The sequence below is a fragment of the Chromobacterium sp. HL1 genome, assembly GCF_057418835.1.
Genome location: NZ_CP162399.1, coordinates 3,795,337 through 3,819,597, shown reverse-complemented (window position 1 = coordinate 3,819,597; position 24,261 = coordinate 3,795,337). Strand labels below are relative to the sequence as shown.

The following is a 24,261-nucleotide window of genomic DNA, read 5'->3' as shown; positions in this document are numbered from 1 at the left end:
ACATGCTGTTAGGCAAACTTACGCTGGACGCCATCCCCTTCCACGAGCCCATTGTGATGGGCGCGCTGGGCGGCGTCGGCCTGATCGGGCTGATGCTGGTGGCCCTGATCTCCAAAATGGGCAAATGGGGCTATCTGTGGCATGAGTGGCTGACTTCGGTCGACCACAAGAAGATCGGCGTGATGTACATCATCGTCGCCATGATCATGCTGCTGCGCGGCTTCGCCGACGCGCTGATGATGCGCGCGCAATTGGCCATCGCCACCGGCGGCAGCCACGGCGTGCTGCCGCCGGATCACTACGATCAGATCTTCACCGCCCACGGCGTGATCATGATCATCTTCATGGCGATGCCGTTCATGACGGGCCTGATGAACATCGTGGTGCCGCTGCAGATCGGCGCGCGCGACGTGGCCTTCCCCTTCCTGAACTCGCTGAGCTTCTGGCTGCTGGTGGCGGCGGTGATCCTGGTCAACCTGTCGTTGGGCGTGGGCAACTTCGCCCGCACCGGCTGGGTGGCCTATCCGCCCTTGGCCGGCATCGCCTTCAGTCCGGACGTGGGGGTGGATTACTACACCTGGGCCTTGCAGATATCAGGGATAGGGACGACGCTGACGGCGATCAACTTCCTGGTCACCGTGATCAAGATGCGCGCGCCCGGCATGAAGCTGATGGACATGCCCATCTTCACCTGGACCTGCACCTGGGCCAATGTGCTGATCGCCAGCTCCTTCCCCATCCTGACCGGCGCGCTGGCCATGCTGAGCCTGGACCGCTATCTGGACTTCCATTTCTTCACCGCGGAAGCCGGCGGCAACGCGATGATGTATCTGAACCTGTTTTGGGCCTGGGGCCATCCGGAGGTGTACATCCTGGTGCTGCCCGCCTTCGGCATTTTCTCCGAGGTGGTGTCCACCTTCACCGGCAAGCGCCTGTTCGGCCACAAGTCCATGATCTACGCCAGCGGCGCGATCTCCATCCTGGGCTTCATGGTGTGGCTGCATCACTTCTTCACCATGGGTTCCGGCGCCAGCGTCAACGCCTTCTTCGGCATCGCCACCATGATCATTTCGATCCCGACCGGGGTGAAGCTGTTCAACTGGCTGTTCACCATTTACCGCGGCCGCCTGCGCTTTGACCCCCCCATTCTGTGGACGCTGGGCTTCATGGTCACCTTCTCCATCGGCGGCATGACCGGCGTGCTGATGGCGGTGCCGGGCGCGGACTTCGTGCTGCACAACAGCCTGTTCCTGATCGCCCACTTCCACAACACCATCATCGGCGGCGCGGTGTTCGGCTATCTGGCCGGCGTGACCTTCTGGTTCCCGAAAGTGTTCGGCTTCAAGCTGAACCCGAAACTGGGCAAGGCCTCGTTCTGGTTCTGGCAGATCGGCTTCATGTTCGCCTTCATGCCGCTGTACGTGCTGGGCTTCCTCGGCATGACCCGTCGCCTGAACTACACCACCAACCCGGAATGGGAGCCGTGGCTGTATCTGGCGCTGTTCGGCGCGCTCTTGATCGCTTGCGGCATCGCCTGCCAGTTGCTGCAGATCGTGGTCAGCATCCGCGACCGCAAGAAGCTGGCCGACGTCAGCGGCGACCCGTGGAACGGCCATACCCTGGAATGGTCCACCTCGTCGCCGGCGCCGTTCTACAACTTCGCCAAGCTGCCGGTGGTGCATGACATCGACGCCTTCACCGACATGAAGGAAAAGGGCGTGGCTTACGCGGTGCCCAAGTCCTACGAGCCCATCCACATGCCGAAGAACACCGCGATGGGCGTCTATATCGGCGGCTTCACCACGGTGTTGGGCTTCGCCCTGATCTGGCATATCTGGTGGCTGGCCATCGTCGGTCTGGTGGGCATCGTCGGCTGCATGCTGGCGCGCGCCTACGACAACGATCTGGACTACTACGTGCAGCCGGAGGAAGTGGAGGCCATCGAGCGCGAGCGTTTCGAAAAACTGGGCATCGATGTGGACAACTACACCGAGCGCGACCCGGCCCAGCCGCACAAGGCGGCGCGTCCGACCACCACCGCGTAACAGGTTGAATCCGACATGACGACTTATGTAAAAGACGCGCACGAAGCGCACGACGACCACGAGCACCACGACAGCGGTTCGCAAACCGTGTTGGGCTTCTGGTTCTACCTGATGACCGACTGCATCCTGTTCGCCAGCGCGTTCGCGGCTTACGCCGTGCTGTTCCGCAATGTGGCGGAAGGCGTGTCCGGCAAGGAGATCTTCGATCTGCAATACGTGCTGGTGGAGACCGCGGCGCTGCTGCTGTCTTCCATCACCTACGGCTTTGCGATGATCGCCGGTCAGAAGGGCAATAAATCCGCGGTGCTGGGCTGGCTGGGCATGACCTTCCTGTTCGGCGCCGCCTTCATCGGCCTGGAAATCAACGAGTTCCACCACCTGATCTCCGAGGGCCACGGCCCGCAGGTCAGCGCCTTCCTGTCGGCCTTCTTCGGCCTGGTGGGCCTGCACGGCCTGCACGTGACCGCCGGCCTGATCTGGATGGCGGTGATGATGGTGGAAGTGGCCAAGACCGGCCTGACCGGCCGCGCGATGACGCGTCTGAACTGCCTGTCGCTGTTCTGGCACTTCCTCGACATCGTGTGGATCTGCGTGTTCACCGTCGTCTACCTGAAAGGAGCCATGGGATGAGCCAGGCACATGAACACGCCGCGCACGGCAGCGTGAAAAGCTATCTGATCGGCTTCCTGCTGTCGGTGGCGCTCACCGCCATTCCGTTCTGGATGGTGATGGGCGGCGCCTTCACGCCGCAGGCGACGGCGATCGGCATCTTCGCGCTGGCGGTGGTGCAGATCGTGGTGCATCTGAAGTATTTCCTGCACCTGGACTTCAGCAAGGAGGGCAAGCTCAACACCTTCTCCTTCCTGTTCACCGGCATGGTGATCGTGCTGCTGGTCGGGCTGTCGATCTGGATCATCTACACCGCCGACGCGCTGATGATGCGCTGAGGCGGGTTTGAGAGAGACCGTCTTGACATTCAAGCGCTATCTGCAGGTGACCAAGCCGGGCATCATCTTCGGCAACCTGATCTCGGCCGTCGGCGGTTTTCTGCTGGCGGCCCAGGGCCGGGTTGACTGGAGCTTGCTGCTGGCCACCCTGGCCGGCCTCTCGCTGGTGGTGGCGTCCGGCTGCGCGATCAACAACTGCATAGACCGGGACATCGACGCCAAGATGGCCCGCACCCGCAAGCGGGTGCTGGTCACCGGCGCGATGAGCGCGCGGGCGGCGCTGGCTCATGGCCTGCTGCTCGGCCTGGCCGGCTTCTACGCGCTGTGGCGCTGGACCAATCCGCTGGCCTTCGGCTGCGTGCTGTTCGGCTTCGTCATCTATGTGGGGGTGTACAGCCTCTATATGAAGCGCCATTCGGTGTACGGCACCCTGGTGGGCAGCTTGTCCGGCGCGGTGCCGCCGGTGGCCGGCTACTGCGCGGTGACCGGCCGTTTCGACGCCGGCGCGGCCATCCTGCTGCTGATGTTCTGTCTGTGGCAGATGCCGCATTCCTACGCCATCGCTATCTTCCGTCTGCAGGATTACCAGGCGGCGGGGATTCCGGTGCTGCCGGTGGTCAAGGGCATTTCCAGCGCCAAGCGCCAGATCGTGCTCTACATCCTGGCCTTCGGCGCCGCCACCGCGATGCTGGCTTTCGGCGGCTACGCCGGCTACGGCTATCTGGCGGTGGCCGGGGCCACCAGCCTGTGGTGGCTGAAGATGGCCTTGTCCGGCTACAAGCGCAGCATCGACGACCGCGTCTGGGCGCGTCAGCTGTTCTTCTTCTCCATCGTCACCATCACCGCGCTGTCGGTGATGATGGCGGTGGATTTCCGGCAGCCGGAGCGGCAGCAACTGGCCGGGCTGAGCGCGTCAGCGCAGTCCTGAACGCCAGCAAGCCAAGACAAAGCGCGGGCCGCGGCCCGCGCTTTTTTCATGGCTGAGCGGCTAGAGGCCGATCAAGCCTCGTCGGCCGCGACGCTGGCCAGCAGCTGGTCGGCGGCGACGATGTCGCCCACCCGGCAATGCAGCGCGCTGACGACGCCGGCGCGCGGCGCGTAGATGCGGTTTTCCATCTTCATCGCCTCGACCACGGCCAGCACCTGATTGGCCTCCACCCGCTCATTGACCGCCACCGGCAGCGCCACCACCGTGCCCGGCATCGGCGAGGCCACCCGCTGGCCGGCGTCGGCGTCCGCCTCGGCGGCTTCCGGCTGCTCCGCTTGCAAGCGCAGCCGATGGCCGGCCACCGTCAACTCCATGTCGTCGCCGCAGGGGAGGGCGCTCCATTGCCGCCCGTCCACCTCGCCGCGCCACAGCTCGCCGTCGCGGCGCAGTTCCACGCGCAGGCTCCGCTCCGCCACCGCCGCGCGGACCTGGGCGCCTGAGCGTTCCAGCAAGCGCGCCTGCCAGCGCGAGGCGCCGGCGCGATAGCTCAGCCGGCCCAAGGGCGCGTCCGGGTCCAGCGCGGCGCGGTCGTGCGGGCCGATGCCGCCCTGCCAGGGCGAGGACGATTCGACGCAGGCCAGGGTCAGTTCGACGGCGGCGGCGCAGGCGGCGGCCTCGGCCAGCGGCGCGGCTTCCGGCGCGGCGGCGAGCTGGTCGACCAGATGGGTGTCCAGCTGGCCGGCCCGCACCCGCGGCTCGCGCAGCAGCCGCTCGATGAAGCCCAGATTGGTGCTCAGGCCCGGCAGCGCGGTGTCGCGCGCGGCGGCTTGCAGCGCGTCCAAGGCCGCGGCGCGGCTGCCGCCGTGGGCGATCAGCTTGGCCAGCATCGGGTCGTAGAAAGCCGGCACCTCGCCGCCGTCGCCGTCGAAAGCCGCGTCCACGCGGCAGCCTTGCGGCCAGCGCGCCAGCAGCGCCATGCCCGGCATGGGCGCGAACTCGCGCAGCGGGTCTTCGGCGTAGATCCGGCATTCGATGGCGTGGCCGTCGGCGCGGATCTCCTCCTGGCGCAGCGGCAGGGCTTCGCCGGCGGCGACGCGCAGCTGCCACTCCACCAGGTCCAGTCCGGTGACGGCCTCGGTGACCGGGTGCTCCACCTGCAAGCGGGTGTTCACCTCCAGGAAATAGAACTGGCCGTCCGGCGCCAGGATGAATTCAAAAGTGCCGGCGTTTTGGTAGCCGATGGCCGCCGCGCCGCGCACCGCGGTGTCCAGCAGCGCGGCGCGGGTGGCGGCCGGCATCGCGCAGGCCGGGGCCTCCTCGATGATTTTCTGGTGGCGGCGCTGCAAGGAGCACTCGCGTTCGAACAGATGCGCCACATTGCCGTGTCGGTCGCCGAACACCTGCACTTCCAGATGGCGCGGCCGCGCGATATAGCGCTCCACCAGCAGCCGGCCGTCGCCGAAGCTGGAGCGGCCGACGCGCACCGCGGCGTCCACCGCCTCGCGCAGCGCGGCTTCTTCCCACACCACTTGCATGCCCTTGCCGCCGCCGCCGGCCACCGGCTTGAGAATGACCGGATAGCCGATCTCGGCGCAGCTCTCCAGAATCAGTCCGTAGGACTCGGTGGCTTCCGCCGAGCCCGGCGTCACCGGCACGCCCGCCGCTGCCATCAATTGGCGCGCGCGCGCCTTGTCGCCCATCTGGGCGATGGTGTCGGCGTCGGGGCCGATGAAGACCAGGCCGGCGGCGGTCACCGCGCGGGCGAAGTCGGCGTTTTCCGACAGGAAGCCGTAACCGGGATGGATGGCCTCGCAGCCGCTGTCCAGCGCCGCGGCGATGATGGCCTCGCCGTTCAGATAGCTGGCGCTGGCCGGGGCCTCGCCTATCCAGCGCCGCTCCGCGGCCCCTTCCAGGTGCGCGGCGCCGGCGTCGGCCGTGGAGTAGACGGCGACATGCTCGATGCCGAGCCGCCGGCAGCTGCGGGCGATGCGGCGCGCGATCTCGCCGCGGTTGGCGATCAAAATTCGTTTGAACATGGTGTTTACATCCTGAATACGCCGAAGCGGGTGTCTTGGACCGGGGCGGCGGCGGCCAGCGCCAGGCTGAGCGCCAGCCATTCTCGGGTCTGGGCCGGGTCGACGATGGCGTCCACCCACATGCGGGCCGCCACGTACAGCGCCTGGCCCTGGCGCTCGTAGGCGTCGCGGATCGGCCGCTTGAAGCTTTCCTCTTCTTCCGGCGTCCAGGCCTTGCCCTGTTTTTCCAATTGCTCGGCGCGGATCAGCGCCAGCACCGTTGCCGCCTGTTCGCCGCCCACCACCGTGGTCTTGGCGTTGGGCCACATCGCCATCAACTGCGGGCCGATGGCGCGGCCGCACATGGCCAGATTGCCGGCGCCGTAGCTGCCGCCGATCAGGATGCTGAACTTGGGCACGCGGGCGCAGGAGGCGGCGTTGACCATCTTGGCCCCGTGTTTGGCGATGCCGCCGGCCTCGTATTCCGCGCCCACCATGAAGCCGTTGATATTGTGCAGGAACAGCAGCGGAATGCCGCGTTGGGCGCAGAGTTCGATGAAGTTGGCCGCTTTTTGCGCGCTTTCCGAGAACAGCACGCCGTCGTTGATCAGCACGCCCACCGGATAGCCGCCGATGTGGCCGGTGCCGCACAGAATGGTGGCGCCGAAACGGGCGCGGTATTCGGCGAAGGCGGAGTCGTCCAGCAGCCGGGCCAGGATTTCCCGCGCCGGAATATGCTCGCGCGGGTTGGCGCTGACGATGCCGGCCAGTTCCGCCGGATCGTAACGCGGCGGCCGCGGCGCTTGCGGCGGCGCGCACTGCCGGCCGCGGCCGCGGCGCGCGACGATGTCCCGCATCAGCCGCAGCGCGTGTTCGTCGCTGAGCGCGTAGTGATCCGCCACCCCGCTGTCGCGGGTGTGCACATCGGCGCCGCCCAGGGTTTCCGCGTCCACGATCACGCCGGTGGCGGCGCGCACCAGTTGCGGGCCGCCCAGGAAGATGGAGCCGTTGCCGCGCACGATGATGGTTTCGTCGCTCATCGCCGGGATGTAGGCGCCGCCGGCGGTGCAAGAGCCGAGCACCGCCGAGATCTGCGGCAGGCCCAGCGCCGACATCTCGGCGATATTGCGGAAGATGCGGCCGAAGTGCTGCTCGTCCGGGAAGATGTCTTCCTGCAAGGGCAGGTAGACTCCGCCGGAATCCACCAGATAGAGGCAGGGCAGGCCTTGTTCACGGGCGATCTGCTGGGTGCGCAGATGCTTGCGCAGCGTCAGCGGGTAATAAGTGCCGCCCTTGACCGAGGCGTCGTTGGCGAACACCGCCACCGCGTGGCCGGCGACGATGCCGATGCCGGTGACGATGCCGGCGCAGGGCACCGCGTGCTCGTACACGTCGTGGGCGGCCAACTGGCCGATCTCCAGAAAGGGCGTGCCGGGGTCCAGCAGCAGGGATAGGCGTTCGCGCGGGGACAGCTTGCCCTTGGCCGCTTGCTTGGCGCGCGCCTCCGGGCCGCCGCCTTGCAAGGCGGCGTCGCGGGCGGCGGCGATGCGCTCGCGCAGCTGGCGGTAGGCTTCGGCGTTGCGTTCAAACGTCTCGCCGGAGGCGGGAACGCGGGATTCGATACGGGACATGGAAGAGCTTCCTCGATTCAGGCGGCGCGCGCGCGCACCTTGAACAGCACTTGCGACAGGGTCAACAGGCCCAGGGCGGCCACTGCCAGCGTCCAGGCGCCGTCGTGATGCAGCAGCACCGAGACGGTGGCGGCGATGCCGGCCAGCCCCTGCTGCAGGAAGCCGCACAGCGCCATCGCGTGCGCGCCGTGCTCCTTGGCGTCGCTGACGGCGGTGGCCATGCTGTTGGGGAACAGCACCGCCTGGCCGAAAATGGTCAGGCAGTAGAGGCCGATGAACAGCCACAGGCCGGGCAGACGCTCCAGCAGGCCCAAGTGCCAGCCCAGCAGCATGGCCAGCGTGGCCGCGGCCAGCAGCGCCGCGCCGGCGCGCATCAGGCGCAGCCCGCCCACGCGGGCCACCAGGCGGTTCACCACCATGGCGCCGCTGAAATAGGACAGGCCGATCAACAGTCCGACGTTGCCGAAGCCGGCCACCGCCAGGCCGAAGTGCTCCTGAAACACGAAGGGGCTGACCTCTTGCAAGGTCACCGTGGTGGCGAAGCCCAGGCCGCCGGCGCAGGCCGGCCACAGAAAGCCGGGCCGGCGCAGAATGCTCCAGTACGGGCTGGGGCCGGAGGCCGCGGCGGCCGGGCGGCCGGCTTGCAGCGGCAGGCCCATGGTCAGCAGCGCCGCTACGGCGCCGGTGACCGCCATCAAGGCGAAGCCGGCTTCCCAATGACTGTATTTGCCGATCAGGCCGCCGATGAACTGGCCGCCGCCCAGCGCGGTGATGAAGGCGATGGAGAGCACGGACAATTTGCGCGCCAGATTGTCGCCGCGCCAGTGATCGCGCACGATGATGCGGGCGATGATGGCCGCGCCGCCGCCGGCGATGCCCTGCGCCACCCGTAGCGTCAGCAGCTCCGCGGCGTTGGACACGAAGGCGAGCAGCAGGCTGCAGACCACGAACAGCGCCAGCGAAATCAGCAGCGGTCCGCGCCGGCCCCAGCGGTCGGCCGCCGAGCCCCAGAACAGCACCGGCAAGGCCGCGCCCACCACATAGCCGGAAATCGACATCTCCACCAGGCTCTGGCTCATCGCCAGCTCCCGCATCACCGCCGGCAGCGAGGGCAGATACACGGTGGTGGCCATCTGCGCCATGAACACGATCAGGCAGGCCAGCGCCATCAGCCGGCCGGCCGGCTGCGCCAGCGCCGCGGGCGGCGCGGTCAGGGTTTTCTCATTCATGGGCGGCTCGCAACTGATTGAGGCAGGCGGCGAAGCGCTCGATCTCCTGCGTCGTCATATTGGCGCGGATCATGATGCGCAGGCCGGCGCGGCCCTTGGCGATCACCGGGAAGAAGATGGGCGAGGTGTAGAAACCGTCTTCCAGCAAGCTCTTGGCGTAGAAGATGGTGTTTTCCTCCGAGCCGATGGAGACGAAGCGGATGGGCAGCGGTTCGCCGCTATTGTCCGAGGCCACATGCTGGTCGAACAGGCGGATATTGTCCTGCAGCCGTTGTTGCAGACGCGGCAGCTCCTCGGAGCGGTGAATGGCCGCCGACTGGATGATGGCGCCCAGGCCGGCGGTGTTGATGCGTTGCGACCAGGTCACCGGCCCGCCGAAGCGGGTGGCCAGCTTGCGGCGCTGGGCGTCGTGGCGCGGGCCCAGGAAGATGGCGCCGCCGGACGCGCCGAAGCCCTTGTTCAGCGAGGTGACGATCAAGGTGCGCTCATTGATGCCGCCCATGGTTTCCAGCACCAGGCCGCGGCCGTGGCGGCCCAGCGTGGACAGGCCGTGGGCTTCGTCGAAGAACAGGAACAAACCGTATTTGTCCTGCAACGCCAGCAGCTCCGGCACCGGAGCCATGCCGCCGGTGCTGTAGACCCCGTCGGCGACATAGGCCACGCGCGCATGGGTCTTGCACAGGTCTTCCAGCGCGTTCAGATCGTTGTGGCGTATGGTCTGGATCTCGGCCTCGTCGGCGCAGATCGGCTTCATCATGTTCAGGCAGAAGTGGGCGTTCTTGTCGAACACCATCAAGGGCGGCACGTCTTCGGTCAGCGCGCCGGAGGCCAGCAGGGGCAGGGCGGCCGCGGCGGCGGCGGCGCAGGACGGCACGGTCAGCGTTTCCGCGTCCACCAGCTCCGCCAGCGCGTCCTCTGCCTGTTGCAGGATGTCGAACTGCACCCGGATGCGCGAAATCGAGGTGTTCAACGAGCCGGTGTTCAATACCGCGTCCGCCGCCGCCTGCAGAATGTCCGGGTGCGAGTCCAGGCCCAGATAGGAATAGGACGACATATTGACGAAGCGCTTGCCGTTGGCCACCGCCTCATGGCGGCCGTCGCCCAGGTTGCGGGTGACGATATTGGCCAGGCCGGCCTGGGTGGTGATGTCCCAGAAGCTGTTGCTCAACTGGATGGCTTTTTTGATATTGGCGTGTTGATGCATGTTTCCCCCCTCGTATGGTTTGACGGCGGCCGTCAAGGCCGCCTCGTCCGGCCTATACCCGTTCCAGAATCAGCGCCAGGCCCTGTCCCACGCCCACGCACATGGTGCACAGCGCGTAGCGCTTGCCGCCGGCCTGCAGCTGCGCGGCGGCGGTCAGCGCCAGCCGGCTGCCGCTCATGCCCAGCGGGTGGCCCAGCGCGATGGCGCCGCCCTTGGGGTTCACCCGTTCGCAATCGTCGGGCAGGCCCAGCGCGCGGGTGACCGCCAGCGCCTGGGCGGCGAAGGCTTCGTTCAGTTCGATGACGTCGATGTCCTCGATGCCGAGGCCGGCCTGGCGCAGCGCCTTGCGGCTGGCCTCGATCGGGCCCGCGCCCATGATGCGCGGCGCGATGCCGGAGCTGGCCGAGGCCAGCACCCGCGCGCGCGGACGCAGGCCGTGGCGTTGCGCCGCCGCGGCCGAGGCGATGATCATCGCCGCCGCGCCGTCGTTGACGCCGGAGGCGTTGCCGGCGGTGATGCTGGATTCCGGGCCGAACAGCGCCTTGAGCTTGGCCAGCTCCTCCAGAGAGGTCTGGCGCGGATGCTCGTCGCGGCTGACGATCAGCGGGTCCTGCTTGCGGCGCGGGATCGTCACCGGGACGATCTCCTCGGCGAAGAAGCCGGTTTCCAGCGCGGCGAAGTAACGCTGCTGGCTGCGCAGCGCGAAGGCGTCCTGATCCTGGCGGCTGACGCCGAATTCGCGCGCCACGTTCTCCGCCGTGGCCGGCATGGTGTCCACGCCGTATTGTTTCTCCATCGCCGGATTGACGAAGCGCCAGCCTATGGTGGTGTCGTAGATCTGCATGTCGCGGCCGAAGGCTTTGTCCGATTTCGGCATTACGAAGGGCGCGCGCGACATGGACTCCACGCCGCCGGCGATCAGCAGCTCGGCCTCGCCGGACTTGACGGCGCGCGCCGCCAGCGCCACCGCGTCCAGGCCGGACGCGCACAGGCGGTTCACGGTCAGGCCCGGGACGCTCTCCGGATAGCCGGCCAGCAGCAGGCTCATGCGGGCCACGTTGCGGTTGTCCTCGCCGGCCTGGTTGGCGCAGCCCAGGATCACTTCGTCTATCGCCGCCGGGTCCAGGCCCGGATTGCGCTCCAGCAACGCGCGCAGCGGCGCCGCGGCCAGATCGTCGGCGCGCACGCCGGACAAGGCGCCGCCGAAGCGGCCGATAGGGGTGCGCACGGCGTCGCAGATGAAAGCGTCGGTCATCGCGGTCTCCTCTCAGCTCAAGCTGGTTTGCGGTTGCAACAGCGCGGACAGCAAATCGCGCGCGGCGTCGATCTCGTCGGCGCAAACGTGGTGGGGCATGTCCGGGTAAACGCGGAAATCCACCTCGGCGCCGGCGCGGCGGAAGGCCTCGGCGCTGCGTTCGATGCGCTCCAGCGGCATCCAGCTGTCGCTGTCGCTGGTGCCGAAGAAGGCCGGGAAGTCCAGCGCCGCGGACGGCGCGCCCCAGGCCGCCTCGTCGGGGCCGAACAGGCCGCCGGAGAAGGCGATCAGCCCGCCTATCGGGCGTGGGCGGCGATAGATGAACTCGGCGGCCAGGCAAGCGCCCTGGGAGAAGCCCATCAGCACGATCCGGCTGTCGGCGAAGCCGTAGCCGCGCAGTTCCTCGATGGTGGCCTCGACGCAGTCCAGCGCCTGGTCCAGCGAGGGCTGATTGCTGTCCAGCGGCGCCATGAAGCTGTGCGGATACCAGGTGCGGTCCTTGGCGATGGGCAGAATGTAGGCGACGTCGGCCAGGTCGATGGCCTCGCCGTTCTTGTAGGCGTCCTGGGCGCTCTGGCGGCGGCCGTGCAGCAGCACCACGGCGAGCTTGGCCTGGTTCAGCGGCGCGCCGTAGATTTCCAGGCCGTGTTCTTTATGCGGATTGGGATCGATCGTGCTCATGTAATGTGTCCTTTAGTGGATGCCCAGAATTTGCTTGGCTTCGGCGGGGGAGGCGATCTCGCGGCCGACTTCGCCGGCCAGGCGCGCCAGGCGTTCCACCAATTGGGCGTTGTCTCGGGCCAGTTCGCCGTAGCGGTAATAGACGTTGTCTTCCAGGCCGGTGCGAACATGGCCGCCCAGCAGCAGGGTGTGCAGATTGATCGCCAGCTGGTGTTTGCCTATGCCCAGCGCCGACCACACGCTGTCCTGCGGAATGCTTTCGACGAAATGCAGCAGGTTTTTGCAGGTGGCGGCCGCGCCGCCCTGTATGCCCATGGCGAAGCTGAAGCACAGCGGGCCGCTCAGATAGCCGTCTTCCTGCAGTTTCAGCGCCTCGCCGATGATGCCCTGGTGATAGACCTCGATCTCCGGCTTGGCGCGGTATTCGCGGATGTCCAGCGCCAGCGCGCGGGCAAGTTCAGGCGGATTGATGAAGGGCTTGCTGCCGTGGTTGACCGAGCCGCAGTTGAAGGAGGCGATGTCCGGACGGAAGGACAGATGGTTCCAGGCTTCCTTCTTCTCCAGCTGCGGCGGCAGATTGAGGCCGGAGGTGCTCAGATTGATCAGGATGTCGCAGCGCTCGCGAATGCGGCGGACGATATCGCCGTAGATGTCCGCGTCGTAGCTGGGCGTGCCGTCCGGGTTGCGGGCGTGGATGTGGACCACCGAAGCGCCGGCGTTCCAGCATTCATAGGCGGCCTGGGCGATTTCTTCCGGCGAAAACGGCACGCCGGGATGTTTCTGCCGGCTGGTGATGCCGCCGTTGACGGCGGCGGTGATGATGAGTTTTTGCATGGTGGGAACGCTCATGTGAATGAAAGAGGAAAAAGCTGCGGTGTTCAGATCTTGTCGCCGACGGGCGCGGTTTGCGGCTGCGCGGCGGCGTCCGGGCGCTTGGACACCAAATAAATGCCGACGCCGATCAGCACGCCGCCGATCAGCTCATGCAGCGACAGCGAATAGCCGAAGGCGGCGAAGGAAATCAGGGTGGCGAACAGCGGGGACAGAAACAGGAAACCGCTGGTGCGCACCGCGCCGCCCAGATCCAGCGCCATGAACCACAGCGCCATCGCGCCGGTGGTGGCCGGCAGCGCCAGCCACAGGAAGGCGGCCAGCACCCGCTCGCTGTGAGGCAGTGTCGGGACTTCGCCGCCGGCCCAGGCCAGCAGCGCCAGGCAGGCCGAACCCACCAGCATCTGCCAGAAGGTCAGCGCCCAGACGTTGATCACGATGCGGCTGCCCTTGATCACCAGCGTGGATGCCGCCCAGCAGGCCGCGCCGCACAGCACCAGCGCGTCGCCGGCGCCGAAGCCGTCCAGCTTGTTCAGGCCGATGCAGACGGCGACGCCGAAGAAGGCCAGGACCAGGCCGACGGCGGCCAGAGAGTGGATTTTTTCCTTCAGCGCCAGCCGCGACATCAAGGCCACGATCAGCGGGGTGCAGGCCATCAGGATGGCGGCCTTGGCCGGGGTGGTGCTGCGCAGCCCGATATTGAGAAAGCCCATCGATCCGGCGGTCTGCAACAGGCCGATCAAGGCCAGCACGCCCCAGGGGCGAGGGCGGACGAAGGCGCGCGGATAGCGGAAGCGCTGCCACAGCAGAATGGGCACGATGCCGGCGGCGGCGGCGGTGAAACGCGCCACCGCGGCCCACAAGGGCGGCATTTCCGACAACACGATCTTGGAGGTGGGAAAGGTGGAGCCGAACAGAAAGGTGGCGGCCAGAATCAGCAGCCAATAGCGTTTGGCGTCGTAGTTGGGATGGGACATGGTCACCTGGCCAGACGGCGGTTTCAATAGCCATTTATCATATTGAAACGGTTTGGTTCAGGCTTCTTGTAAGCGGACAATTGCTGCTTCAAAACGGACAATCATGCTGCGCTGCGGCAAAGCCGTGTCGGCGCGCGGGTCCGCGGGGCGGAAAAGAGACGGTTCAAAGCCTCGCTCTTGTCGGCGGGGCTTTGAACCGCGGATGGGATCAGGAGAAGTACTGGCTGGGGGCCGCGTTCATGATGCGGCGGAACATGGAGGAAAACGCGCCGGGCGTTTCATAACCCAGATCGGAGGCGATCAGGGTCACCGGCTCGCCGGCGCCCAGCCGCGGCAGCGCCGAGATCGCGCACACTTGCTGACGCCAGTACAGATAAGACACGCCCAGCTCCTGCTGGAACAGCCGCGCCAGCGTGCGGCTGGACGCGCCCACCAGTTCCGCCCATTCGTTAAGCCCGCGCCGGTCGCCGGGATTGGCCAGAATCGCCGAGCACACCCGCTGCAAACGCTGATCGCTCAGCGGCGGCAGCGGCAAGGCCGTTTCCCCCGACCATTCGATTTCGTCGATCAGCACGTCCAGCAAGCGGCCTTCTTTTTGATCGGCGTGGGGAATGCCGCGCGTGCGCATCAGGCGGATGATGAGTTCCCGCATCAGCGGCGAAATGGCGATGGCTTTGGAGTGGCGCGGCAATTGCGCCAGATAGTGCGGGGACTGGATGTACAGGGTGCGCAGCGACACCGTGCCGCGGGCGCGCATGCTGTGCTCCACCGCGGGCGGCATCCAGACGCCGCGCTGCGGCGGCACCAGCCACAGACCGTCGGCGGTGGAGAGTTCCATCACGCCGGAAACGGCGAAAATCAGCTGGCCTTCGCGGTGTTGGTGGCGGCCGACTTGATGACCGCTGGGAAAGTCCTTGGACATGCTCCACGCGGCGAAGTCCGGTAGGACGGCGTTGGATTCTATGGCCATGCGCTTGCTTTCTTATTTGAGGGTAGCCCGGTTCCGCGCGGCTTGCGGCCCTGTTGTGCGGGCGTCTTCAGCCGTCGGTTCAGGCTCATGATACTGCAGCGCACAAAATATTCATACAGTATAAATTGTGTCTATTTCAATGCGAATGCCTTGGAGCGGCCGAGCCGCCCGCCGCAGGGACAAAAGAAAACACCGCGGCCGGAGGGCCGCGGTGCGCAGGAGGAGGGTTTAAGAAGAGCGATGCTTCGTCAGAAGCTCAGCCCAAAACCGCGCGCGTAGCGCAACGCGCCCGGCTGGCCGTTTTCGTCCAGCGCGTGGATGGCCACCGGCAGCTTGCCGCCGGGCGGGTTCGCGCCCAGCATCACGTCCACCAGCGCCGGCATGGACGGCCCGCGCAGGCCGTTCTCATAGCCGTAGTAGGCGTAGGTGGCCAGCGTGGCGTCGGCCAGATCGTCGTAATTGATCACGTCGTAAGGCGCGCGCAGGGTCACGTGGATCAGCTTCTTGCCTTGCCGCTTGGCGTATTCCATCGCATTGCGCATTTGCTGGGCCTCGCTGAGCGGCGGCGCGGACAGGCTGCGGGCGAAGCGGGTCCGGAGCGCGGGCAGGTCTTCCGCCACATTGAAGACCAGGGAACCGTTGCCGGCGGCCGGCGACGGCTCGGCCTGCAGGCTGCGCTTCATCCGCGGCGCGATGGCCGGCGCGTTGGGGTCGCCGTTGCGTTCCACCGGGCTGACGCCGGTGGCCAGGGTGCCGATGACGACCACGTCGGCCTGATCGATCGCCTGTTTCTGCGCTTCCCACGGCGTGGCGCTCAATTTGGCGCCGCTGACCTGGCGATAGCCCTTTTCATCGAAGCGGCGGCGCATCGCCTCGGCCTGTTCGCCCCAGGGCGTCAGGATGAAAATGCGCTGGCTGGGCGAGCGCAGCGGCAGCGCCGCGCCCTGATTGCGCAGCAGGGTGATGGATTGCCGGGTGATTTTAGCTTCCACCGCGCGATGCTCCGCGCCGCCTATGGTGCTCAGCGCCGGCAGCGGCTTGGCCTCGCCGGCCGGGGTGACCTCGTTGCGCAGCTTCATCGCCACGATGCGCCGCGCCGAGCGGTCTAGTTCGGCGCGGTCTATCCTGCCGTCCGCCACCGCGGCGGCCACCTGGTCTATCAATTGACGCAGCCGGCCGGCCTGCGCGGCGGTGCGGAACTCCGTGGGCATCAGCGCGATGTCCACATCGGCTTGGAACACCTTGATCACCGCGTCGGCCTGCTCGAAGAAATCGCTGATGCCCTTCATGTCCAGCGCGTCGGTGACGGTGACGCCCTGGTAGCGCATCTCGCCGCGCAGCAGATCGTGTTGGATTTTGCGCGACATCGTCGCCGGCGCGATCATGCGTTCGCCGTTGCGGGCGGTGATTTGGCTGCTGTCCAGCGCCGGGTACTGGATGTGGGCGGTCATGATCATCTCCGGCGGCTGGCCGGAGGCGATGGCCTGGCGGTAGGGCGCCAGGTCGATGGCGTAGGCGTCGGCGCGCGACTTGTTCACCACCGGCAGGCCGTAATGGGAGTCGGTGGCGGTGTCGCCGTGGCCGGGGAAGTGCTTGAAGGAGCCGATCACGCCTTGCTCGCGCATGCCCTGCGTCGTGGCCTGCCCCAGCAGGCTGATGGTGGCCGGATCGTCGCCGTAGGCGCGGACATTGATGACCGGATTGAGCGGATTGCTGTTGACGTCCACGTCCGGCGCGAAGTTGACGTTGAAGCCGACCGCGCGGATCTCGGCGGCCAGCACCCGGCCGGAGTCGCGGGCGAGGTTGCTGTCCCGCGTCGCCTGATAGGCGGCGCCCAGCGCCATATTGCCGGGAAAGCTGGTGGCCAGCGGGCGCGGCAGGCGGAAGACATTGCCGCCTTCCTGGTCCGAGCCGATCAGCAGGCCAACCGGGCTGTTCTGCGGCCGCGCCCGGCGGATCTGCTCGGACAGACGGCGGGTTTGCTGCAAATCGCTCAGATTGTTGGCGAACAGAATCACGCCGCCGATGGCGTTGTCGCGCAGCGCGCGGCTGGCGGCGTCCGGCAGTTCGGTCATGCCGGCGGTGCAGGCGGGCTGATCGTCCGGGCACCAGTAACGGAAGGCCATCATGATTTTCTGGCCGATCTTCTCGCGAACGCTCATCTGTTCGACGATGCGCGCGGCTTGCTGCTCGACGCTGGGCTGCTCAAGGCAGCCGCTCAGCAGCGCTGGCAACAGCATCAGCGCCGGCAGGCGCAGGGAAAGTGGTTTGGACATGGTTCAACCTTGTGCTGAAGTGGAGGCATCCGGAATGACGGGCAGGCCCGTCTTGCCGCTGGCGACGCAGGTCCGGCGGCGAGGCCGGACCTGCGGACAGCCGTGGAGGCTGGGATCTCTTTTTGTGAATATATTCATTTGTGAATGGTTTTTGTTAGTAATGAATTGCGCGTCGGACGCCCCTGCCAGGGCGCGCTCGGCGCGAAGAAGCGCTCGCCAAGACTAAAGCTTATGAAATTCAATTTTTGAAAAAGTTGCCTGCGGCGAGGAATTGCCTGGGGCTGTGTGACGCATCTACTTGATTGCTCGGCGTTTTTGTCTCAATGCTTGACCCTGGATCGGCTACGGGAGGATAATTCATGCCTTTTTTCAAACGCTTAGCGCGATGGCGGGCCGGCTGGCCGCCAACGCTGAGCGGCGATTGGCTTTCGGGTGGATAGGGATACGATGCAGGACAGCGGAGTGAAGCATTCTAGGGTTCAGGAGAGCGGCGGCCTGCCGTCGCGCCGGCTGTCGGTGGCGCCGATGCTGGATTGGACCGACCGTCACTACCGCTATTTCGCGCGTCAGATCACCCGGCATGCCTGGCTCTACACCGAGATGGTCACCACCGGCGCGCTGCTGCACGGCGACGTCGAACGCCATCTGCGCTTCGACGAGGCGGAGCACCCGCTGGCGCTGCAACTGGGCGGCAGCGAGCCGGCGGAGCTGGCGCGTTGCGCCAGGCTGGCGGCGGAATGGGGCTACGACGAAGTCAATCTGAACGTGGGCTGCCCGTCGGAGCGCGTGCAAAAGGGCGCTTTCGGTGCCTGTCTGATGGCCGAGCCGCAATTGGTGGCCGACTGCGTCAAGGCGATGCGCGACGCGGTGTCCATCGACGTGACGGTCAAGCACCGTATCGGCATCGATCGCATCGAGCATTACGATTATCTGCGCGACTTCGTCGAGCAAGTGGCGGACGCCGGCTGCCGCACCTTCATCGTCCATGCGCGCAACGCCATCCTCAAGGGCCTGAGCCCCAAGGAAAACCGCGAAATCCCGCCCCTGAAGTACGATTACGTCTACCGGCTGAAGCGGGAACGCCCGGATCTGGAAATCCTGATCAACGGCGGCGTCAAGAATCCGGCCGAGATCGACGAGCATCTGCGTCATGTAGACGGCGTGATGGTGGGGCGCGAGGCCTACCACAATCCCTGGCTGATGGCCGATTGGGACCAGCGCTACTACGGTGCCGGCGCCGCGCCGGAGCGTGAACAGGTGGTGGCCGCGATGATGCCCTATGTGGCGGCGCGCCTGGCCGAGGGCCACAAGACGCGCAATATCGCCCGCCACATCCTGGGCCTGTTCCAGGGCATTCCCGGCGCGAGAAACTGGCGGCGCATGCTGTCCGACGCCAAACTGCTGGACGGCGCCGACGAGCGTCTGCTGCAACAGGCCTTGGAAGCGACGCTGGGCGCCGCCCGCCGCGCGGAATCAACAGAATAAACCGCCTGGCCGCCGCGGCCAGGAACGGATTCGCGGCGCCGGGGTCTGCTGTAGCAAGGCGAGAGCGCTGTTCTTGCTGAGGCAGGGCCCGACGCCGCCATATTAAGAACGTGTTGACGATCCAAGGAGCAAGCGCGAGACAAGGCGGAAGCCGCGCGTGGCGCAAGAGCGTCTCGACGCCGCGTCAGCTCCCGCGAAGCGCTGCGGATCGTGAACAGGTTCCAAGTCGCGGGACTTCCCAAGGGGGAGCCCGCCATGGCGGCTTGCCGCCTTTTCTGTTCGCCATGCTGGTCATGGCCGTCTGGAGGTGAATCTGAATTGAAACCGCTGAAGCTTGTCCTATTGTCCTCCATCCTGTCGTCCGCCGTCTGGGCCGGACCCAAGGACGTCTTGCACATCTATAACTGGAGCGGCTCCTTGTCGGACGCCATCCTCCGCCAGTTCGAGAAAAGCTGTGATTGCCGCGTGGTGCAGAATTACTACGGCGACAATGAGGAAATGCTGGCCAAGCTGGCGGCCGGGGCCAAGGGCTACGATATGGTGTTTCCGTCCAGCTTCGTGATCGAGGCGATGAGCAAGCAGAAGCTGCTGCGGCCGCTGGATCACGCCAAATTGCCGAACCTGAAGAATGTCGACCCGGCCTATTTGTCCCAAAGCTACGATCCGGGCAACCGCTACACCGTGCCCACGGTGCTGTCGCTGACTTCGGTCGGCTACAACGCGGAGCGTCTGCAGAAACTGGGCATCGACCCGCACAGCTGGTCGGTGATCTTCGATCCCAAGGTGCTGCAAAAGATCAAGGGCAAGGTGACGGTGCTGGACAGCTCGCGCGAGGTGTTCGCCGCCGCGCTGTTCTACCTGGGCAAGAACCCCAACACCGCCAGCCAGGCCGATTATCGCGCGGCGCAGGCGGTGATCAAGCAGGCCAAGCCCTACTGGGCCACCTTCTCCAACGCCAGTTATCTGAAAGAGCTGGCGGTGGGCAATATCTGGGTGTCGCTGGGCTACTCCACCGAGTTCTTCCAGGCCGCCGAGGACGCGCGCCAGGCCAAGCGCCGCTTCCGCATCGCCAATGTGGCGCAGAAGGAAGGCAATGAGCTGGGCGTGGACACCATGGCGGTGCTGGCCAGCGCCAAACGCCCGGACCTGGCGCATCAGTTCATCAACTTCATGCTGGACGGCAAGAACGCCGCTCAATTGACCAATCTCAACGGCGCCACCAATCCGGTCAAGACCGCCGCGCCCTTTTTCCGCGCGGATTTGAAAAGCCATCCGGTGATCGATCCGACGCCGGACACCGTGAAAAAATGGACGGTGTTGCGCGAACTGACGCCGGCGGAGCGGCGCTCGCTGGCGCGGATGTGGACGGAAGTGAAGGTCAGCCGTTAAGCTTGTCTTTAATAGATATTCCGCAGCCCCGGCATCGTCGGGGCTGCGTCGCATTCGATGGAGTTCTCATGTTCGACAAATTAGTGATGGCCAGCAACAACGCCGGCAAGTTGAAGGAATTCGCCGCGCTGATGGCGCCGCTGGGCATACAAGTGATTCCGCAGGTGGAACTGCAAGTGCCGGAATGCCCGGAACCGCACCACACCTTCCTGGAAAACGCGCTGGAAAAAGCGCGTCACGCCAGCCGCGTGAGCGGCTTGCCCGCGCTGGCCGACGACTCCGGCATCTGCGTCGAGGCGCTGTCCGGCGCGCCGGGCGTGTACTCGGCTCGCTACGCCGGCGAACCCAAGTCCGACGCCGCCAACAACGCCAAGCTGGTGGCGGCGCTGCAGGGCGAGGCCAATCGCCGCGCCTGGTATTACTGCGTGCTGGTCTTGGTGCGCCACGCCGACGATCCGCAGCCGCTGGTGGCGGACGGCATGTGGTTCGGCGAAGTGCGCGACGAGGCGGCCGGCGCCGGCGGCTTCGGCTACGACCCGCATTTCTGGCTGCCGCAGCACGGCTGTAGCGTGGCGGAGATGGACGCGGCGGAGAAAAACCGCGTCAGCCACCGCGGCCAGGCGCTGCAAGCGCTGCTGGCCAAGCTGCGCGCGCTGGCATGAAGCGGGTCCCTTCGTTCAGCGCCCGGCCGGCGCGGCTGGAGCCGCAAGGAGCCGCGACGTGCAGGTGAGCAAGATTTCGCTGTCCGCGCTTGGGCTGGGCGGTCAAGTCGGCTTGAAAGAGCTGCCGCCACTGTCGCTCTACATCCACTTCCCGTGGTGCGTGCGCAAATGCCCGTATTGCGACTTCAACTCGCACGAGCCCAAGAGCGGCTTCGACGAGATGGCCTATGTCGACGCCTTGCTGCGCGATCTGGAATTCAGCCTGCCCGAGGTCTGGGGCCGTCCGCTGAGCAGCATCTTCATGGGCGGCGGCACCCCCAGCCTGTTCTCGCCTCAGGCGATGGACGCGCTGCTGGCCGGCGTGCGCGCGCGTATGCGGCTGCAGCCGGACGCGGAAATCACCATGGAGGCCAATCCCGGCACCTTCGAGGCCGAGCGTTTCCGCGGCTACCGCGAGGCCGGCATCAACCGGCTGTCCATCGGCATCCAGAGCTTCAAGCCGGCGCATTTGCAGGCGCTGGGCCGCATTCACGACGGCGAGGAAGCGCGTCGCGCCATCGACATCGCGCTGAGCCACTTCGACAACGTCAATCTGGACCTGATGTACGCGCTGCCGGGGCAGACCCTGGACGAAGCGCTGGCCGATCTGGACACCGCGCTGTCCTACGGCATCACCCATCTGTCCGCCTACCATCTGACGATAGAACCCAACACCCTGTTCGCCGTGGAGACGCCGCGCAATCTGCCGGACGACGAAGTCTCCGCCGACATGCAGGAGGCGATAGAAGCCCGGCTCGCCGCCGCCGGCTTCGAACATTACGAGACCTCGGCCTTCGCGCGGCCGGGCCGCCGCGCGCGCCACAATCTCAACTACTGGCAGTTCGGCGACTATATCGGCATCGGCGCCGGCGCCCATGGCAAGATCAGCAGCCATGCCGGCATCGTGCGCCAGATGCGCTACAAGCAGCCGGCCGCCTACCTGCAGGCGGTGGCCGAGGGCAAGCCCTTGCAAAACAGCCGCAAGGTGGGGCGGAGCGAACTGCCCTTCGAATTCATGATGAATCTGCTGCGGCTGACCGAAGGCTTCGAATTGCGCCTGTTCCAGGAGCGCACCGGCCTGCCGCTGTCCGTCATACAATCCGCCTTGACGCAAGCCGAGGCGCAAGGCCTGATCGCGCGCGACGCCGTGATGTTGCGGCCCACGCTCAAGGGCCAGCGTTTCCTCAATGATTTATTAACCCTGTTCCTGAAAGAAGGAGATGAATAATGGCTAAGGAAATCATCCACACCGACAAGGCTCCGGCCGCCATCGGCGCATACTCGCAAGCCGTGAAAGCCGGCAACACCGTTTACCTGTCCGGCCAGATCCCGCTGGACCCGGCCACCATGAACGTGGTGGAAGGCGGTTTTGCCGCTGAAACCCATCAAGTGTTCAAGAACATGAAGGCCGTGTGCGAAGCCGCCGGCGGCAGCCTGGACCAGATCGTCAAGCTCAACGCCTATCTGACCGACCTGTCCAATTTCGCCACCTTCAACGAAATCATGGGCCAGTACTTCAGCCAGCCCTTCCCGGCGCGCGCCGCCGTCGGCGTGGCCAGCCTGCCCAAGGGCGTGCTGGTGGAAGCGGAAGCGGTTCTGGTGCTCTGAGCGCCAACTGCTCCAAATGTCAGACCACAAGGCGGCCCAGGCCGCCTTTTTTCATGTTAACTATCCGGACTCCTCATCTTAAGCCGTGGAGGTCGCATGAGAGTCCGGATCGCGCTATTGCTATTGCTGCCGGGCCTGGCCTGGGCCCAGGTTTACAAATGTCGGAGCGCGGACGGCCGGCTGGCCTACAGCGATCGGGCTTGCGCCGACGGCGGCGCGGCGGAAACCTTCCAGCCGCCGCCGCTCAATGTGGTGGAGCAAGACGAGAGCCAGCGCCGCGAGGCGGCCAAGTACCAGGACCAAGGCCGGCGCTGGGCCGCCGACGAGGCGCGCGAGGCTAGGAGGCGCCAGGCGCAGCAACGCCGCGACGAGCGCGCGCAGGCGCGGGAACTGGACAAAGTGCGCCGCCGCTGTCATGGTCTGGAGCTTCAGCAACGGCGCTTGCGGCAGTCCGCGGCGGCGGCGCCGGCCAGGAAATCCCTGGCCGAGCGCTTGGCCGGCGTGGAAGAGAAACTGGCCGCGGCGGCGTGTCATCGATTCCAGGAGGGGGCATGAGCGGGTATTCGTTCGAATTGGTCAATGTGTTCGCCGAGGAGCGCTTCGGCGGCAATCCGCTGGCGGTGTTCACCGACGCCAGCGGGCTGGACGAGCGCGAGATGCAGCTCCTGGCCAGACAGATGAATCTGTCGGAAACCGTATTCCTGTTTCCGGACGGCGAAGCGGCGGCGCGCTTGCGCATCTTCACGCCCAGCCAGGAGCTGCCCTTCGCCGGCCATCCCACCCTGGGCGCGGCGGCGGTGCTGCACTGGCGCGGCGAACTGGATTCCCGCTTTCAGTTGCGCACCAATGCCGGCCTGATCCCCATCCTCCACAGCGACGGCGTTTACACCTTGCGGGCGAATCCGCCAAGCGCGCGCGACGCCGGCCTCAGCCGCGTCCAGGCCGCGGCGATGCTGGGGCTGGACGAGGAGGACATCGCGCTGGAGCCGACATGGGTGGACACCGGCAGCGAACAATTGCTGATCCGCGCCGCCAGCGCCGGCGCGGTGCTGCGCGCCCGGCCGGTGCACGCCTTGCTGGTGCACGACGCCACCTTGCGGCCGGGGCGCAGCGTCGCCTATCTGTGGCATGAGGACGGCGGCGTCGCCACCGTGCGGCTGTTTTTCGAACAGCAGGGCGCGGTGCTGGAAGATCCCGGCACCGGTTCGGCCTGCGCCAATCTGGGCGGCTGGTGCGCGCTCAACGGTCTGGGGCCCTTGCAGTGGCGGGTGGAGCAGGGCGCGGCGCTGGCGCGGCCCAATGTGCTGCATCTGCAAGTGGACGCCGCGGGCGATATCCTGGTGGGCGGGCGGGTGTTGCGGATAGGCCGCGGCGAGATCTCCCTGTGAGTTGCATCGTCCCTCGTTTCCATTCTTGACGTCGGCATTGGCTGTTGGCATCCTAGAGCCGCTGCTCCAAACCAACGTTTCTTTTCGGCGCGCCGGCGGTTCCGGGGCGGCGTTCAGATAATTAAAAGGCCGCTGCGGCCGCCCGTTCGCGGCGCGGCCTCGCGGTCCGATTCGCGAGGAAATCAAGATGAGCAAATTCGCCAAAGCCGCCTGCCTGGCGTCCGCGCTGGGCCTGTTCAGCCATATGGCGCTGGCCGACAGCGCCGCCGGCGTCTGGAAGACGATAGACGACGAAAGCAAGCAGGCCAAGGCCCTGGTGCAGATCACCGAAAGCGCCGGCGGCGAGCTGAACGGCAAGATCATCAAGCTGTTCGCCAATCCGGAAGCGGTGTGCGACAAGTGCGAAGGGGACCGCAAAGGCAAGCCGGTTAACGGCATGCAAATCCTGTGGGGCCTGAAGAAGGACGGTGCCGAGTGGGGCAGTGGCAAAATCCTGGATCCCAAGTCCGGCAAGATCTACACCTCCGGCGCCAAGCTGATCGAAGACGGCAAGAAGCTGCGCGTGCGCGGCTACATCGGCCCCTTCTTCCGTTCCCAGGTGTGGGAGCGCCAGTAAGCGCAAGGGCCGCGACGCGGCGCGCGTGAGCAAGGCGGAAGCGCGAACAGCTTCCGCCTTTTTCTTTATTGGGTACAATCGCTGC

At 66.3% G+C, this 24,261-nt stretch carries 22 protein-coding genes; 12 read left to right on the top strand and 10 right to left on the bottom strand.

Features of this window, described 5'->3' with window-relative positions:
* Positions 1–2 precede the first annotated feature (2 nt).
* The 4 genes from cyoB to cyoE are packed head-to-tail and all read left to right on the top strand — an operon-like array spanning position 3 to position 3,920.
* Positions 3–2,045 carry a cytochrome o ubiquinol oxidase subunit I gene (gene cyoB / locus AB1Z25_RS17400; RefSeq protein WP_486635774.1) on the top strand — a complete coding sequence of 681 codons (2,043 nt, stop codon included), beginning with the start codon at positions 3–5 and terminating at the stop codon, positions 2,043–2,045.
* Between the two features lie 15 nt (positions 2,046–2,060).
* Positions 2,061–2,675, top strand: a complete 615-nt coding sequence (cyoC, locus tag AB1Z25_RS17395; protein ID WP_166452675.1) for a cytochrome o ubiquinol oxidase subunit III — start codon at positions 2,061–2,063, stop codon at positions 2,673–2,675.
* Entirely contained in the window at positions 2,672–2,992 is a 321-nt protein-coding gene (gene cyoD / locus AB1Z25_RS17390; RefSeq protein ID WP_048408833.1) for a cytochrome o ubiquinol oxidase subunit IV, read from the top strand. The genes cyoC and cyoD overlap by 4 nt, the downstream gene beginning before the upstream one ends.
* A gap of 22 nt (positions 2,993–3,014) precedes the next feature.
* The gene (cyoE, locus tag AB1Z25_RS17385) at positions 3,015–3,920 is read left to right on the top strand and encodes a heme o synthase (protein ID WP_048408832.1); all 906 of its coding nucleotides are present in this window, start codon (positions 3,015–3,017) and stop codon (positions 3,918–3,920) included.
* 71 nt (positions 3,921–3,991) lie between these two features.
* Here the strand turns inward: cyoE and AB1Z25_RS17380 are convergent, their stop codons facing one another.
* The 10 genes from AB1Z25_RS17380 to AB1Z25_RS17335 form a co-directional block, all read right to left on the bottom strand.
* On the bottom strand, positions 3,992–5,956 hold the full coding sequence (locus tag AB1Z25_RS17380; RefSeq protein WP_486635773.1) for an acetyl/propionyl/methylcrotonyl-CoA carboxylase subunit alpha: 1,965 nt from the start codon (positions 5,954–5,956) through the stop codon (positions 3,992–3,994).
* Positions 5,957–5,961: 5 nt separating this feature from the next.
* Positions 5,962–7,566: a carboxyl transferase domain-containing protein gene (locus AB1Z25_RS17375; RefSeq protein ID WP_486635772.1), complete on the bottom strand. Its 1,605-nt coding sequence runs from the start codon at positions 7,564–7,566 to the stop codon at positions 5,962–5,964.
* Between the two features lie 17 nt (positions 7,567–7,583).
* A complete protein-coding gene (locus AB1Z25_RS17370; RefSeq protein ID WP_486635771.1) occupies positions 7,584–8,795 on the bottom strand; it encodes an MFS transporter in 1,212 nt (403 codons plus the stop codon).
* Positions 8,788–9,999, bottom strand: coding sequence for an 8-amino-7-oxononanoate synthase family protein (locus AB1Z25_RS17365; RefSeq protein ID WP_107800423.1), 1,212 nt, complete (start codon positions 9,997–9,999; stop codon positions 8,788–8,790). Before AB1Z25_RS17365 ends, AB1Z25_RS17370 begins: the two co-directional genes overlap by 8 nt.
* 52 nt (positions 10,000–10,051) lie before the next feature.
* Positions 10,052–11,254 (bottom strand): 3-oxoadipyl-CoA thiolase, encoded by a 1,203-nt coding sequence (pcaF, locus tag AB1Z25_RS17360; protein ID WP_253314363.1) that lies wholly within the window; start codon positions 11,252–11,254, stop codon positions 10,052–10,054.
* 12 nt (positions 11,255–11,266) lie between these two features.
* Positions 11,267–11,935 (bottom strand): alpha/beta hydrolase, encoded by a 669-nt coding sequence (locus tag AB1Z25_RS17355; RefSeq protein ID WP_486635770.1) that lies wholly within the window; start codon positions 11,933–11,935, stop codon positions 11,267–11,269.
* A 12-nt stretch (positions 11,936–11,947) separates the two neighbouring features.
* On the bottom strand, positions 11,948–12,769 hold the full coding sequence (locus tag AB1Z25_RS17350) for a beta-keto acid cleavage family enzyme (protein ID WP_048415426.1): 822 nt from the start codon (positions 12,767–12,769) through the stop codon (positions 11,948–11,950).
* Between the two features lie 44 nt (positions 12,770–12,813).
* On the bottom strand, positions 12,814–13,770 hold the full coding sequence (locus AB1Z25_RS17345) for a DMT family transporter (RefSeq protein ID WP_486635769.1): 957 nt from the start codon (positions 13,768–13,770) through the stop codon (positions 12,814–12,816).
* A 181-nt stretch (positions 13,771–13,951) separates the two neighbouring features.
* Positions 13,952–14,713, bottom strand: coding sequence for an AraC family transcriptional regulator (locus AB1Z25_RS17340; RefSeq protein ID WP_199225921.1), 762 nt, complete (start codon positions 14,711–14,713; stop codon positions 13,952–13,954).
* A 248-nt stretch (positions 14,714–14,961) separates the two neighbouring features.
* Positions 14,962–16,989 (bottom strand): glycoside hydrolase family 3 protein, encoded by a 2,028-nt coding sequence (locus AB1Z25_RS17335; protein ID WP_486635768.1) that lies wholly within the window; start codon positions 16,987–16,989, stop codon positions 14,962–14,964.
* A gap of 447 nt (positions 16,990–17,436) precedes the next feature.
* On the opposite strand from AB1Z25_RS17335, the gene dusA reads away from it, so the two are divergent.
* The 8 genes from dusA (at position 17,437) to AB1Z25_RS17295 (ending at position 24,176) form a co-directional block, all read left to right on the top strand.
* Positions 17,437–18,474, top strand: a complete 1,038-nt coding sequence (gene dusA, locus AB1Z25_RS17330) for a tRNA dihydrouridine(20/20a) synthase DusA (protein WP_486635767.1) — start codon at positions 17,437–17,439, stop codon at positions 18,472–18,474.
* Positions 18,475–18,792: 318 nt separating this feature from the next.
* Positions 18,793–19,863, top strand: coding sequence for an ABC transporter substrate-binding protein (locus AB1Z25_RS17325; RefSeq protein ID WP_107800417.1), 1,071 nt, complete (start codon positions 18,793–18,795; stop codon positions 19,861–19,863).
* 68 nt (positions 19,864–19,931) lie between these two features.
* On the top strand, positions 19,932–20,525 hold the full coding sequence (rdgB, locus tag AB1Z25_RS17320) for an RdgB/HAM1 family non-canonical purine NTP pyrophosphatase (RefSeq protein ID WP_107800416.1): 594 nt from the start codon (positions 19,932–19,934) through the stop codon (positions 20,523–20,525).
* A 58-nt stretch (positions 20,526–20,583) separates the two neighbouring features.
* Complete coding sequence (gene hemW / locus AB1Z25_RS17315) at positions 20,584–21,792, top strand: radical SAM family heme chaperone HemW (RefSeq protein ID WP_227104765.1); 1,209 nt, start codon at positions 20,584–20,586, stop codon at positions 21,790–21,792.
* Positions 21,792–22,172, top strand: a complete 381-nt coding sequence (locus AB1Z25_RS17310) for a RidA family protein (RefSeq protein ID WP_043642167.1) — start codon at positions 21,792–21,794, stop codon at positions 22,170–22,172. Before hemW ends, AB1Z25_RS17310 begins: the two co-directional genes overlap by 1 nt.
* A gap of 96 nt (positions 22,173–22,268) precedes the next feature.
* On the top strand, positions 22,269–22,727 hold the full coding sequence (locus AB1Z25_RS17305; RefSeq protein WP_486635766.1) for a DUF4124 domain-containing protein: 459 nt from the start codon (positions 22,269–22,271) through the stop codon (positions 22,725–22,727).
* Complete coding sequence (locus AB1Z25_RS17300; protein WP_486635765.1) at positions 22,724–23,560, top strand: PhzF family phenazine biosynthesis protein; 837 nt, start codon at positions 22,724–22,726, stop codon at positions 23,558–23,560. Before AB1Z25_RS17305 ends, AB1Z25_RS17300 begins: the two co-directional genes overlap by 4 nt.
* A 187-nt stretch (positions 23,561–23,747) precedes the next feature.
* Complete coding sequence (locus AB1Z25_RS17295) at positions 23,748–24,176, top strand: DUF2147 domain-containing protein (protein ID WP_486635764.1); 429 nt, start codon at positions 23,748–23,750, stop codon at positions 24,174–24,176.
* Positions 24,177–24,261: the final 85 nt, after the last annotated feature.

Coding starts and splice junctions, on each gene's coding strand:
- AB1Z25_RS17365 (WP_107800423.1), bottom strand. CDS start 9,999: ATGCATCAACACGCCAATATCAAAAAAGCCATCCAGTTGAGCAACAGC.
- AB1Z25_RS17335 (WP_486635768.1), bottom strand. CDS start 16,989: ATGTCCAAACCACTTTCCCTGCGCCTGCCGGCGCTGATGCTGTTGCCA.
- AB1Z25_RS17310 (WP_043642167.1), top strand. CDS start 21,792: ATGGCTAAGGAAATCATCCACACCGACAAGGCTCCGGCCGCCATCGGC.
- cyoD (WP_048408833.1), top strand. CDS start 2,672: ATGAGCCAGGCACATGAACACGCCGCGCACGGCAGCGTGAAAAGCTAT.
- AB1Z25_RS17375 (WP_486635772.1), bottom strand. CDS start 7,566: ATGTCCCGTATCGAATCCCGCGTTCCCGCCTCCGGCGAGACGTTTGAA.
- AB1Z25_RS17300 (WP_486635765.1), top strand. CDS start 22,724: ATGAGCGGGTATTCGTTCGAATTGGTCAATGTGTTCGCCGAGGAGCGC.
- AB1Z25_RS17370 (WP_486635771.1), bottom strand. CDS start 8,795: ATGAATGAGAAAACCCTGACCGCGCCGCCCGCGGCGCTGGCGCAGCCG.
- pcaF (WP_253314363.1), bottom strand. CDS start 11,254: ATGACCGACGCTTTCATCTGCGACGCCGTGCGCACCCCTATCGGCCGC.
- AB1Z25_RS17355 (WP_486635770.1), bottom strand. CDS start 11,935: ATGAGCACGATCGATCCCAATCCGCATAAAGAACACGGCCTGGAAATC.
- AB1Z25_RS17305 (WP_486635766.1), top strand. CDS start 22,269: ATGAGAGTCCGGATCGCGCTATTGCTATTGCTGCCGGGCCTGGCCTGG.
- cyoB (WP_486635774.1), top strand. CDS start 3: ATGCTGTTAGGCAAACTTACGCTGGACGCCATCCCCTTCCACGAGCCC.
- AB1Z25_RS17380 (WP_486635773.1), bottom strand. CDS start 5,956: ATGTTCAAACGAATTTTGATCGCCAACCGCGGCGAGATCGCGCGCCGC.
- dusA (WP_486635767.1), top strand. CDS start 17,437: ATGCAGGACAGCGGAGTGAAGCATTCTAGGGTTCAGGAGAGCGGCGGC.
- rdgB (WP_107800416.1), top strand. CDS start 19,932: ATGTTCGACAAATTAGTGATGGCCAGCAACAACGCCGGCAAGTTGAAG.
- AB1Z25_RS17350 (WP_048415426.1), bottom strand. CDS start 12,769: ATGCAAAAACTCATCATCACCGCCGCCGTCAACGGCGGCATCACCAGC.
- cyoC (WP_166452675.1), top strand. CDS start 2,061: ATGACGACTTATGTAAAAGACGCGCACGAAGCGCACGACGACCACGAG.
- AB1Z25_RS17295 (WP_486635764.1), top strand. CDS start 23,748: ATGAGCAAATTCGCCAAAGCCGCCTGCCTGGCGTCCGCGCTGGGCCTG.
- AB1Z25_RS17340 (WP_199225921.1), bottom strand. CDS start 14,713: ATGGCCATAGAATCCAACGCCGTCCTACCGGACTTCGCCGCGTGGAGC.